The sequence below is a fragment of the Saccharothrix lopnurensis genome (assembly GCF_042658445.1).
GTDB lineage: Bacteria > Actinomycetota > Actinomycetes > Mycobacteriales > Pseudonocardiaceae > Actinosynnema > Actinosynnema lopnurensis.
Map to the genome: position 1 here is coordinate 62,851 of NZ_JBHSQO010000010.1, position 11,947 is coordinate 74,797.

Annotated in this window: 10 protein-coding genes; 3 read left to right on the forward strand and 7 right to left on the reverse strand. The window is 73.3% G+C overall.

All coding sequences use genetic code 11. From position 1 onward, the window contains the following. Positions 1-8: 8 nt before the first annotated feature. The 7 genes from hppD to ACFP3R_RS12335 form a co-directional block, all read right to left on the reverse strand. Entirely contained in the window at positions 9-1,088 is a 1,080-nt protein-coding gene (gene hppD / locus ACFP3R_RS12305; protein ID WP_380635661.1) for a 4-hydroxyphenylpyruvate dioxygenase, read from the reverse strand. Continuing rightward, positions 1,069-1,323 (reverse strand): hypothetical protein, encoded by a 255-nt coding sequence (locus ACFP3R_RS12310; RefSeq protein ID WP_380635663.1) that lies wholly within the window; start codon positions 1,321-1,323, stop codon positions 1,069-1,071. The genes hppD and ACFP3R_RS12310 overlap by 20 nt, the downstream gene beginning before the upstream one ends. After that, complete coding sequence (locus ACFP3R_RS12315) at positions 1,320-2,738, reverse strand: class I adenylate-forming enzyme family protein (protein WP_380635664.1); 1,419 nt, start codon at positions 2,736-2,738, stop codon at positions 1,320-1,322. Before ACFP3R_RS12315 ends, ACFP3R_RS12310 begins: the two co-directional genes overlap by 4 nt. 88 nt (positions 2,739-2,826) lie before the next feature. Further along, positions 2,827-5,853, reverse strand: a complete 3,027-nt coding sequence (locus tag ACFP3R_RS12320; protein WP_380635666.1) for an aminotransferase class I/II-fold pyridoxal phosphate-dependent enzyme — start codon at positions 5,851-5,853, stop codon at positions 2,827-2,829. A 3-nt stretch (positions 5,854-5,856) separates the two neighbouring features. Then, positions 5,857-7,503 (reverse strand): class I adenylate-forming enzyme family protein, encoded by a 1,647-nt coding sequence (locus ACFP3R_RS12325; RefSeq protein ID WP_380635668.1) that lies wholly within the window; start codon positions 7,501-7,503, stop codon positions 5,857-5,859. Positions 7,504-7,661: 158 nt separating this feature from the next. Then, positions 7,662-8,669 carry a thioesterase domain-containing protein gene (locus ACFP3R_RS12330; protein ID WP_380635669.1) on the reverse strand — a complete coding sequence of 336 codons (1,008 nt, stop codon included), beginning with the start codon at positions 8,667-8,669 and terminating at the stop codon, positions 7,662-7,664. Beyond that, entirely contained in the window at positions 8,666-9,808 is a 1,143-nt protein-coding gene (locus tag ACFP3R_RS12335) for a glycosyltransferase (RefSeq protein WP_380635671.1), read from the reverse strand. The genes ACFP3R_RS12330 and ACFP3R_RS12335 overlap by 4 nt, the downstream gene beginning before the upstream one ends. A 57-nt stretch (positions 9,809-9,865) precedes the next feature. Between ACFP3R_RS12335 and ACFP3R_RS12340 the strand changes: the two genes are divergently transcribed. The 3 genes from ACFP3R_RS12340 to ACFP3R_RS12350 are packed head-to-tail and all read left to right on the forward strand — an operon-like array spanning position 9,866 to position 11,918. Continuing rightward, positions 9,866-10,795, forward strand: a complete 930-nt coding sequence (locus ACFP3R_RS12340; protein ID WP_380635673.1) for a 3-oxoacyl-[acyl-carrier-protein] synthase III C-terminal domain-containing protein — start codon at positions 9,866-9,868, stop codon at positions 10,793-10,795. Positions 10,796-10,821: 26 nt separating this feature from the next. After that, complete coding sequence (locus ACFP3R_RS12345) at positions 10,822-11,103, forward strand: phosphopantetheine-binding protein (RefSeq protein WP_380635675.1); 282 nt, start codon at positions 10,822-10,824, stop codon at positions 11,101-11,103. Then, positions 11,100-11,918 (forward strand): hypothetical protein, encoded by an 819-nt coding sequence (locus tag ACFP3R_RS12350; RefSeq protein ID WP_380635676.1) that lies wholly within the window; start codon positions 11,100-11,102, stop codon positions 11,916-11,918. Before ACFP3R_RS12345 ends, ACFP3R_RS12350 begins: the two co-directional genes overlap by 4 nt. Positions 11,919-11,947 lie beyond the last annotated feature (29 nt).

The window sequence follows — 11,947 nt, forward strand, 5'->3', positions numbered from 1 at the left end:
GTTCCCCCTCAGCCGGCCGTCGTGCCGGACAGCTCGTCCCGCTTCGCCTCGTACAGCGCCTTGATGTTCCCGCTGCCGAAGGTCAACGCGCCCCGCCGCTCGATGATCTCCAGGAAGAGCGTCCGGCGCACGTGCATCGACTCGGTGAAGATCTGGAGCAGCCGGCCCCAGTGGTCCCGGTCGACCAGCACGCCGAGCCGGCGCAGCTCGTCCACCGGCTCGTCCAGGTGGCCGACCCGCTCTTCGAGCGTGTCGTAGTAGGCGCTCGGCGTGCCGAGGAACCGCACACCCCTCTCGCCGAGCGTGCTCACCGCCTTGACGATGTCGTCGGTGCCGAACGCGACGTGCTGGACGCCCGCGCCCGCGTGCCAGGTCAGGAAGTCGTCGATCTGACCGGGCCGGCGCTCCGGGTCCGGCTCGATCAACGTGAAGGTGACGTGCCCGGACGGGCTCTGCACCACCTTGGAGTCCATGCCCTGGCCGCCGACCTCCACGTACTCCTCGAAGATCTGCGTGAACCCGAACACGTCCACGTAGTACCGGACGGTCGCGGCGAGGCCACCCGCGGGCACGCAGATCGCCAGGTGGTCGATCGCGCGCAGCAGCTTGTCGTCGGTGTGCGGCTCGGGGTCGGTCACCTCGATCGCGCCGGGCAGGAACTCCCTCGGTGAGCCGTGCCGCTCGACCAGCCGGTGCGTCACGTCGGAGAAGCCGGAGACCTCGGCCACGACGACCCGCCCGCCCGGTCCCCCGGCCACGTACTCGCGCGGCGGCGACACCGGCTCGGCGCCGCGCTCGGTGAGGCCGCGGTAGGCGGCCTCGACGTCGTCCACGCCGATCCCCACGACCGCCACGCCGTCGCCGTGCCTGCGCACGTACTCGGTCGCGGGGTGGTCGGGGACCAGGCCCGTGGTCAGGACGACCTGGATGTCGCCCTGCCGCAGCAGCAACGAGCGCGCGCCCTCCAGCCCGGTCTCGGGTCCGCCCTGACCGCAGGTCGTGAACCCGAAGGCGGTGCAGAGGTAGAACGCCGCCTGCCTCGCGTCGCCGACGTACATCTCGATGTGGTCAATCCTGGAGAGGTTCATCAGGCATCCGGATCACTTCCCGGAGCACGTCAGCGGCTCCTGAGACGGTGGTCATGCGGCCGTACTGGCCGCTGTCGAGTTCCATGCGCACGCCGTAGCGCTGTTCCACCTGGTGCACGAGCCAGGCCAGCTCCATCGACTCGATCAGCTCGGGGACGTCCTGCGCCGGTCTGCCGTCGAGGCTCGCGAGCATCGCCAGGACGTCGTCCCGGTCGGGTGCGCCGCCCCGGGTCACCCCGGCACCCCGTTCCCGGTCGCGACCGCGCGGAGCACCGAGCGGTCGCGCACCAGCTTCCCCGTCGTGGTGCGGGGCATCGCGTCGAGCACGTGCACCCGGCGTGGTCTCTTGTAGGGGGCGAGCCGTTCGGTCAGACCCGCCTGGACGGACGCCGCCGTGGCCGGCGCGTCGAGCTGCGCGTAGGCCGTGATGACGTCGTCGTGCAGCACCACGGCCGCCACCACGCCCGGCAGCCCGGCCAGCGTGGCCTCCACCTCGGTCAGGTCGACCTTCAGGCCGCCGACCGACACCTGCGAGTCGAGGCGTCCCTTGACCGTGACGAGGCCGGTGCCCGGGTCGACCGCGCCCGCGTCCCTCGTGTGCAGCCAGCCGTCCGCCCAGCGGTCCGGGTCGGACGGACCGACGTACGGCGATTCGGGGCGGCTCACCCACAGCTCGCCGCCGCGTTCGACGACCGCGAGGCCCGGCGCGGGCGCGAGCGCGGGCCGGTGCGCGCCGAACAGGTCGGTCGCGATCACACCGACCTCGGTCATCCCCCACATGTTGCCGAGCGGAACGCCGTACCTGTCGGTGAAGGCGGTGGCGGTCGCGACCGGCACCGCCTCACCGCCGGTGGTCATCCGCTTGAGGTTCGGCAGTCGCGGGGGGTCCACGACGGACGCGAGCAGTCCGATGTGGAACGGCACGCCCAGCACGGTCGCGGGGGTGGGTTCGGCCGCCACCGCGTCGAGCACGCTGTCACCGGTGAGCCGTTCCGGCGGTCTGATCTGCACGCCCGCGTGCAGGCCGTACAGCAGGGCGCCGACCAGCCCCAGGACGTGCACCACCGAGGCCAGCACGATGATCCGCTCACCCGGCAGCGGCACGCCGTCGATCCGGGTGTACCGCTCGACCTCGGCGACCAGGTCGGCGGCCGTGCGGCCGATCACCTTGGACGGGCCGGTGGAGCCGGAGCTGAACTGGATCACCGCGTGCGGGGTCGCCGCCGGACGGCCGGGGCGGGCCGTGACGGTCTCCTCCACGTCCGCGAACGGGCTCAGCGGGCTGCTCGTGATCCGTCCCGCCTCGACCAGCACCTGCGGTGCGAGCCTGCCGAGCGCGGCGTCGACCTCGAACGCGGTGAGCCGGTGGTCGAGCAGGCTCACCTGGGCGCCGATGCGCCACCCGGCGAGCAGGTTGGCCACGTACGCGACCGAGGGCGGCAGGCGCAGCGCGAGCGACCCGCCCGCGCGCAGTCCCGCCTCCGCCAGGCGTGCCTGCCGTTGCGCGACCAGCCGGCGCAGCGCGGCCCGGTCGACCGGGCCGCCCACGTGGAGGCAGATGTCGTCGTCCGCGCCGCGCAGCAGGATCTCGTCGACCCATTCCGGGCTTGCCGCGAATGCCGATCCGGCCGACGCCAGAACCTTTTCCATCAGTTCTCCCGCCTGGTCCGAAAGTCATTTCGAAAAAGTTGCGCCGAACTTCCGGCTCACCCGCGGAACGAGTGATCCGAATCGTACGTCAGGGTTCGGCCGACGCACCATCGGCCAATCGGCCGTGACGAACCACCGGGTTCTCCGATCGACCCGACCGGTCATTGATCAATGCGGCCAGCCGATCAAGGCCGTGGTCGATCCGGTCGATCGGGACAACGCTGGAGGAAAGGCGCAGGGCGCGGACTTCCGAACCGTCGCCGTAGAAATGCCCCATTGGCGTCCACAACACGCCGTAGTCGCGGGCGGAGCGTTCCAGGAGCGCGTCGTCGACCACGAACGGGACGGTGACCACGACGAAGAACCCACCGGTCGGCACGGTCCAGGTGACGCCCGTCCCGACCGGGAAGCGCTCGGCCAGCCCGGCCACGAGGTGCCGCAGGTTCCGGTCGTAGAGCCGCCGCTCCGGCGCGGTCGCCCCGGTGAGCCGGCAGCCGTGCGTCAGCAGCTTCCCGCCGACGACGGCCTGCGCGATCGGCGACGTGTTCACCGTCAGCATGCTCTTGATCTTGGACAGCTGGTCCGCGAACAGGCCCACCACGCCGTCGGCGCCGACCACCCGCTGGTCGGCGACCGCGTAGCCCACCCGCGCGCCGGGCAGCACGGACTTGGCGAACGAGCCCAGGTAGACGACCCGCCGACCCTCGTCCAGGGCCTTGAGCGTGGGCATCCGGCCCGAGTCGCCGTGGAACAGCCCGTAGGGGTTGTCCTCGATCAGCAGCACGTCCTCGGCGGGGGCCTCCTCCAGCAGCCGCCGCCGGGTCGGCACGTCCAGGCTCAGCCCCGACGGGTTGGCGAAGTCGGGCACCACGTAGCACGCGCGCGGCCGGCGGCCGGCGGCGCGCTCCCGCCGGATCACGGAGACCAGGTCGTCGAGGTCGATCCCGTGCCCGCCGGTGCGCACCGGGCGCACGGGCAGGTCGACCAGCCGCGCCGCGCCGGTCAGCCCGACGTACGTCGGCGACACCGCGAGCAGGACGTCCCGCTCGTCGGCGCGCAGCGCGCGGAGCACGAGGAACATCGCCTCCTGGCACCCCGCGGTGACCACCACCGACCCCGGGTCGATCGCGATGCCCTCGTCGAGCCGCAGGTTTTCCGCGACCAGGTCGTGGATGATCCCCTTGGTCCGGCCGTACTGCAATACGGTGCGCCGCACCTGTTCTCCGGTGCGCCCGAGGTCTTCGGCGAGATACCGGCAGAACTCGCGCAGATATCGGTGCACGTCCTCCAGGTCGAAGAACTCCTCGCTCGGCCTGCCGGCCGCCAGCGGTATCGCGTCCGGGTAGTGGATCGCGACCTCGTTGAGGAAATTCATCGAGTTGAGCGCCGGGTCCTCCAGCGCGCCGAACAACGTTCCGGTGGTCAGCTCGGCGATGTTCTCCGCGTTCACCGGCGATGTGCTCACCGGAGGTCCCCCTCGACTTCTCCGACGCCGCTCGCGAGCGGCCACGACCGCGCGCAGCAGGTCGTCCAGCTCGGCGTCGGAGAGGTCGGCCAGCGCGGCGTCGCGGGCGGCGTCGTCGGGCGGGTCGGGGGCGAGTTCGGCCGACACGACCTCGGCGAGGGCCGCGATCGTGGGCGAGGCGATGATGCGGTCCATGGGCAGGACGACGCCGTAGAGGTCGGCGATCCGGGCGGCGAACCGGACCGCGGTCAACGACCCGCCGCCGAGGCCGAACAGGTTGTCGTGCGGGCCGATCGGCTCGGTGGCGCGCAGGAGCTCGGCCCAGATCCGGGCCATGGTCCCCTCGATCCGGTCACGCGACGGCACCGGGCCCCCGTCCGCCTCGGGCTCCGGCTCCGCGGTGGCGCGCCCGACCACGCCGTTCGCCGGCGGCCCGGTCACCGCGGACCAGTCCCCGTCGGGAGTGGGCACCGGCAGCTCCGCCACCGCGGTGTCCGCGGCCGCGTGCTCCAGCACGGCCACCACCGACCGCAGCACCCAGCCGGCGAACCCCGGGTCGGCGCGGTGCTCCAGGGTCAGCGCGCCGCTCTCGTCCCCGCGCAGGTCGAGGTCGGCTTCGGCGGCGCCCGTCAGGACGACGTGGCTCCGCACGGTGACGCCGGGGAGGTCCAGCGCCGGCGCGGCCGGCGGCCCGGGGGTGAACCGCGGCGCGGCGGACAGGTCGACCCCCAGTTCCTCGGCGAGCTTCGTCAGCGGGACCTCGTCGTGCGACAGCGCGTGCGCCGTGGCGTCCCGCACCCGGACGAGCAGGTCGCCGAACGACGGTTCACCCGCCAGGGAGACCAGGACGGGGACCGCGTCGGCGAACGGGCCCGCGATCGGCTCCAGCTCCACCCGCACGCGACCGCTCACCGGGACCGCGATCACGAGGTCGGCCCGCCGGGCGTACCGGGACAGCACCACGGCGTACGCGGCGAGGAACGCCGTGGGCAGGGTGGCTCCGACGCCCTCCGCCACGTCGACCAGGCGTCGGACCGCGGCGGGGTCCACCACCGCCGTCGACCGCGCGGCGGGGTGCCCGGCCGGGAGCGGCGACGGCGCGGGCACGTCGCGCACCTCGCGCCAGTGCTCCAGCTGACGCGCCAGCTCCTCGCCGCCCAACCGCTCGCGTTGCCACACGGCGTAGTCCCCGTAGTCCATCCACGACCCCGGCAGCTCGGACAGCCCTCCGCGGTACGCCGTGGACAGGTCGGCGAGCAGCACCGCCAGTGCGGAGCCGTCGGCGACGACCCGGTGCGCCACCAGCACGAACAGGCACCGGTCCGCGCCGACCTCGACCACCGCGACCCTCAGCAGGGGGTCGGAGGAGAGGTCGAAGGGCCGTTCCGCCAGCGCCGCGGCGATCGACTCGGCCCGCTCGACGTCGCCGGGCAGGACGACGTGCTCGACCACCACACCACCCGCCTCCGAGACGACCTGCTCGCCGGAGGCCGTGACGCCCGTCCGGAGCGTCGAGTGCCGCGCGACCACGACGTCCACGGCCCGTTGCAGCGCGACGGGGTCGACCGGACCGTCCAGCCAGGTCGCGTGGGACAGCGGCTCGGGCAGGGACAGCGCGTGCGCCTGCGCGAACGACAGCGGGTACCGCACGAACTACCTCCCGTGGGGCGCGTCCGCCAGGACCCGTTGCCGCATGAGGAACTTGCGGACCTTCCCGGTCGGCCCGACCGTCAGCTGCGCGTCGGGCACGACGTCGACCCGGCGGACGGTGCGCGCCACCGCCTCACCGACCGCGGCGCGGACCTCCTCACCCCGGTCCTGCGCGGGGTCGGCGCCCTCGTGCAGCACCAGGAGCACGTCGGTGATCGGCGGACCGTCCTCCCGCCCGGTCGCGAGGACCGTGCAGTCGCGGACGTCCGGGCACCGGGCGAGGATGCGCTCCTCGGTCAACGCGGTGTAGAGCCGGTTCCCGTCGCCGAGGTCGACCGCGTCGCCGGCCCGGTCGAGGTGGTAGTAGTAGCCCTCCTCGTCCCGGTACATCAGGTCGCCGGTCAGGTAGTAGCCGTTGAGGCGGTTGCGGTAGGTGGCGGTCGAGTCGTTCCAGTAGCCGGGCGCGAGCGTCGGTGACCTGAGCCCGCACTGACCGACCTGGCCCACCGGCACCTCCTCCCCCGTCTCCACGTCCAGCAGCGCCACCTCCGCGAACGGGTAGGGCTTGCCGACGCAGCGGTCGTAGCGGTCGCTGTCGAGCCGGTGGCTGATGGCGAACGCGCTGTGGCCCATCTCGGTCGAGCCGAGCGTGTCGATGAACTTCGAGCCCGGCACGTCGACCACGCCGTCCGGCGTCCACACGGGGTGGCTACCGACCGCGACGAGCTTGCGGATGTGCGCCTCGTGCGCGCAGTCGCCGGTGCTGGACCAGTTGCGCACCGAGCTCAGGTCGCGCCGGGTCAGGTCGAACCGCGCCAGCTCCGCCCAGGTCACCGCGAAACCGAACACCCCGGTCGGCCGCCACCGCTCGATGGCGTCCAGGACCACCTCGCCGCTGTGCCGGAACGGCCCTCCCTGCCCGGACAGGCACAGCAGCTCGTAGCCGTTGCACAGCGCCTGGTTCACCACGATGATCCCGGCGGCGTGCGCGGCGGGCAGCACGGACAGCTCGCGCACCTGCCCGTACGGCCTGGCTTCGGTGAGCCGCACCGCCCGCACCGCGGCGAACAGGCTGTGGTGCGAGTGCACGACCGGCGTCGGCGTCCGGGTGGTGCCCGACGAGTGCGTGATCGCCACGGGGTCGTCGTCGTGGTGGCGGTAGGGAGGGGGCGCCTGGGTCGGGTCGCCGGTGCCGGTCTCCGCGGCGTCGCCCAGGACCGGCACGCCGAGTTCGTGGTCCCGCAGCGCCGCGTGGTCGGCGTCGACCAGCACGCCGACGCCGCGCAGCCGGCGGACGAACTCCGCGGCCACCTCGATCGGCATGGACCCGTTCATCAACGCCGGGATCGCGCCGAGGTGGTTGAGCGCGAAGAAGTTGAGGAACACGTCGGCCGCCGACGTGACGAACACGGCGACGGGGTCGCGTCGGCCGATCCCCTTGCGGGCGAACCAGTCCGCGCGCGCCGCGACCCGTTCGGTCAGGTCGCGGAGCGACAGCGGCGTCCACGCGGGTGTGCCGTCCACCTCGACGTCGAAGGTCATCCGCGGGGCGTCCAGGTCGGCGCCGTGCTCCAGCAGCATGGGCAGCACGTTGCCCGCGCCGACCCGCATGTCCCGCGCCAGCGCGGTGCGCAGGTTCGCCCGACTCATCAGACCTCCCGTTTGCGGAGAACAATGGACTACCGAACGGACATCACCGAGTCGGGTTCCCGCATCGACAGCGGCGGGGTGCGGCGCTTCGCGGACTGCGGCGCCGCCCGCCGGTCTTGTGGACCTGGCGGCCGCGGGCGCGGACGTGTGGTCCGAGACTAGGTTCGCGATTCCCCTGTGGCAATCGGGCTTTCGGACGCGTCCGCCGTCGGCACGGGCGACTTCGGGGCAGGCGACTCCGGGGCAGGCGACTCCGGGTTCCCGGCGAGCCGGGCCGCGATCGCGGCGCCGATCCGCGCGACCGGCGCCGGCAGCAGCATGTGCTCGTGCGAACAGTCCACTTCGACGACGTCGACCGGCCCGCTCACGCAGTCGTCCCAGGAGGCCACCTTCGCCCCGGTGGTCCGCTCGTCCCCGGTGGCCGAGAGGAACAGCACCGGGCAGCGGACCCGACCGGGGCGGTGCCGTTGCGCCACCGCGAGGTTGTTCCTGATCACGTGCGGCAGGGCGAGCAGCTGGCGATCCGGCCACTCGTGCAGCCCCAAGCCCGGCCGGCCGCGGACCACCTCCAGCATCCGGTGCACCGGGTCGGGGTCGTCCGGCTCGACCACCGGCTGGTAGCCGAGCTCGCGGAGCACGAAGTCGCACACCAGCCACAGGTTGTCGTCGGCCACGCTGAGGCTGTTCGGCAGGCCGGGCACCGTGTCGCCGATGACGAGCAGTCCGACCTCGTGGCCGCGCCGCTCCAGCTCCTCGGCGATCGCGTGCGCCGTGTTGCCGCCGATCGACCACCCGAACAAGTGGTACGGGCCGTGGGGCCGGGTGAGCCTGATCTGGTCGGCGAAGTCCCGCGCCAGCTCGGCCATGTCGACCGGCAGCGGCTCGGGCCTGCGCAGCCCGCGCAGTTGCAGGCCGTACACCGGGTGCTCGGGCGGGAGGTGCGGCAGCAGCGCGAGGTAGCACCAGCTCGCACCGATCAACGGCGGCGCGCAGAACAGCGCGGGGCCGTCACCGCCCTCCCTCAGCGGCAGCACCAGGTCGAGGACGCCACCCGCGCGGCGGATGTCGGCCCGCCGCTGCCTCGCCCACGCGAACTCCTCGGCCGCCGGCAACGCCTTCACCGCGGACCCGTCCACCGGACCACCCTCCCGCTCGCGCGTGCTCACGTGCCGGACGCCAACCCGACCAGGTGCGCGGCAGCCGCCGACGCGCCACCGGCGGCGGCGAACTCCGCCCCGATCCGACGGGCGTGGCGCCGGTAGTCCGGCTCGTCGAGCACCGCCCGCACCGCGGTGCCCAGTTCGGCCACCGTGACGTCGAGGATCGACACCTCGACGCCCGCGCCCGACCGGGCGACCTGCCGCGCCAGCGCCGCCTGCTCGGCCCGGACCGGCGCGACGACCATCGGGACCCCGAAGGTGAGCGCCTCGTTGACCGCGCCCCCCGCGTGGCACACCACCGCGTCCAGCTTCGGCATCAGGTCGAGCATCGGCACCAGCTCGGCGGTGATGGCGTTGTCCGGGAACGACTCCGCGGCCACGCCGGAGGTCACGAAGATCGCCTGCACCTCGTCCGCCATGGGTGCGAGCACCGCCGCGGCCCGGTCGTAGAAGTCGCCGACCATGTGGCCGACCAGCGTGCCGACCGTGACCAGCACGTGCCTGCGGTCCGGGTCCCAGAGGTGCCAGGGGAAATCGGGTGCGTTCGGCCTGGCGCCCAGCGCCGCGCCGGTGAGCACGCAGCGGTCCGGCAGCACGGCGTCGCCCACGAGTCCGGGCGTCATCAGGGCGATCACCAGGTGCGGCGAGAACCGGGGGTCGATCGGCTCGCCGGACAGGCCCGCCATCGCCAACGCCTGCGCCACCTTGTCGGCCAGGTAGTCGTCGAACCCGACGAGGTCGGCCGGCGGGGTCAGCTCCAGCGTGCCGGTGCACAGGGTCGCCCACGGCACGCCGTGCCGGTGCGCCACCAACGCGCCGGCCAGCGCGTACTGCTCGGTGACCACGACGTCCGGCCGGTGCTCCAGCACCGCCTCGTCGACGGGGCCGAGGGTGAAGCGGGTGAACGGGATCAGGTACCCGTCCCACATCGCCCGCACGCCGGCCATGCCCGTCTCGTCGTAGCGGCGGTAGGCCCGGGTGCCGGTGGGGTGCACCGTCGCACCCGGACCGACCAGTGGGCGCAGCACGTTCTCCGGACCGCACCAGACGACTTCGTGACCCGCGCGGGCGAGCTCCTGCCCGATCGCGAGCATGGGGTAGAGGTGACCTTGCAGCGGCAGCACGACCAGCAGGAACCGCGACACCGCACCATCGTGGCACACATTGACGATCCCCGGAACGACGTGGTGGGATCCCGAAGTGTGACCGCTCTCGACGCGGTGTCGGTGTACACACCGGCTTTTCGCGTCCCCATCGAGGACCTGGCCGACCCGCTCGGCCTGACCGGCATCCAGGTCAGGCTCTTCCGGCGGTTCCACGGGCTCGACCAGGTCCGGTTCGACCCGGACCGGTCGCCTGCCGGGCTGTTGCGCGCCGCCGTCGAAGGGCTCACCGAGCTGCGCGGTCAGGAGCACCGGGTCCGGTACGTGGTCCACGGCCGGGCGATGCCGGTCGTCGTGCCGTACCCGCACAACCCGCTGCACGAGGTCTGCCGGGCGCTGGGGCTCGGTCACGCGCTGGCTTTCACCGTCACGCAGCAGAGTTGCGCGAGCGGGCTGCTGGCGGTCGGGCTGGCCGGCCGGCTGCTCGCCGGCGACCCGGACGGGGACGCGCTGGCGCTGGTGCTGACGGGAGAGAAGGCGTTCACCCGTCACGCGCGGCTGCTGCCGGGCACGTCCCTCTTCGGCGAGGGCGCGTCCGCGTGCCTGGTGAGCGCCAACGGGCGGCGCGACCGGGTGCTGTCCTTCGTGTGCGCGCAACGCGGTGAGTTCGACGGCGAGTTCGGCGACCGGGAGGACGAGTTCCAGCGCCGGTACCGCCCGTCGCTGGCCGAGGTGATCAACCGGGCGGTCGCCGAGGCCGGGCTCGTCCTGGACGACATCCGGTTGGTCCTGCCGCACAACGTGAACGTCGTGACCTGGCAACGCCTGTGCTCGCTCATGGACTTCCCGGTGCGGCGCGTGCTGCTGTCGAACGTGCCCGACAACGGCCACCTGTTCTGCACCGACGCGTTCGCCAACTACCGGACCGCCCGGGAGCGCGACCTGCTCCGCGAGGGCGACCACTACCTCGTCGCGACCGTCGGCGCCGGAGCCGGGGCGACGTTCTCCGCGATGGTGTTCCAGCACTGACACCCCGTCCCACCCAGGAGGCCGACATGACCGCACCCGACGCCCAGGTCGACAACGCATCGCGGGACCGCGTGGTCCAGGCCATGACGACCGTGCTCAAGCGGCTGGTCGAGCGCGAGGAGCCGATCACCGAGGACATGCACATGGTCGACGAGCTGGGGGTCAGCTCGTCGATGGGGTTGGAGCTGCTGCTGGAGGTGGAGGAGCAGCTCGGCGTCCAGATCGACGTGGAGCGGATGCGCCCGGACGAGCTGCTGACCGTCGGCCAGCTGGCCACGTTCATCGCCGGTCACAGCCGGCCCTGGTGATGCGCCTGGTCCGCGCCGGGCGCCGGGGTTTCACCGGTGACGCCGCCGTCCTGGCCGACGACGACCACCGCGCGCAGGTGACCGAGTACCTCGCGGACCTGGTCCGGCCCTTCGGCGCAGGACCCGTCACCGACCTGTCCGGCCAGTCCTACGGCGAGATGGCGAAGGCGTTGGTGGCGGAGGTCGTGCCCGCGACCGAGCCGGTCGACCTGCTGGTGCTGGCGTTCTCGATCCACGACGTGTGGCCGGGCCGGGCGACCGCGACCTACCTCAGCCACGTCTGCCCCGGCACGCCGATGTCGTTCGCCATCTGCGACCAGGGCAGCGCGTCGCCGTTCACCGGTCTGCGCGTCCTCGGCGACCACGGCGTGCGGCGGGCGCTGCTGGTCGTGGTCGAGCAGGCCGCGCTGCCCTACCGGTCGGCCGCCGCGACACCGCTGGCGCACCGGGGCGTGGCCATGCTGTACGAGGAGGGGGCGGGCACCGGGGTGACGGGGGTCCGCCAGTACCCCGACGTGGAGCCGGGGGCCGTGCCGGAGGTGGCCCGCCTCGGGATGGCCGAGCTGTCGGCCGGCCGGCCCGGCACGCGGGTCGTGCTGAGCGACTCGCTCGCCGCGGTGTGGCCGGACCGCCCCGACCACACCCGCGCGCCGGCCGGGCAGCCCACGACGGGGGTGTGGTGGCACCTGGCCGGTGCGCGCGAGGGCGCGGTGCTGGTCGGCGACTACGACCGGGAGCTGCGCTACCTCTGCTTCGCCGTGGTCGCGGCCGCTCCGTCCTCGGTGGACGGACCAGACCGGTCGGCCGGGGCGTAGCGGGTCCCGCCCTGGCCGCGAGCCGCGCG

Excerpts from the sequence above, each read along its gene's own strand:
- ACFP3R_RS12325 (WP_380635668.1), bottom strand. The coding sequence starts at position 7,503 with ATGAGTCGGGCGAACCTGCGCACCGCGCTGGCGCGGGACATGCGGGTC.
- ACFP3R_RS12315 (WP_380635664.1), bottom strand. The coding sequence starts at position 2,738 with ATGGAAAAGGTTCTGGCGTCGGCCGGATCGGCATTCGCGGCAAGCCCG.
- ACFP3R_RS12345 (WP_380635675.1), top strand. The coding sequence starts at position 10,822 with ATGACCGCACCCGACGCCCAGGTCGACAACGCATCGCGGGACCGCGTG.
- hppD (WP_380635661.1), bottom strand. The coding sequence starts at position 1,088 with ATGAACCTCTCCAGGATTGACCACATCGAGATGTACGTCGGCGACGCG.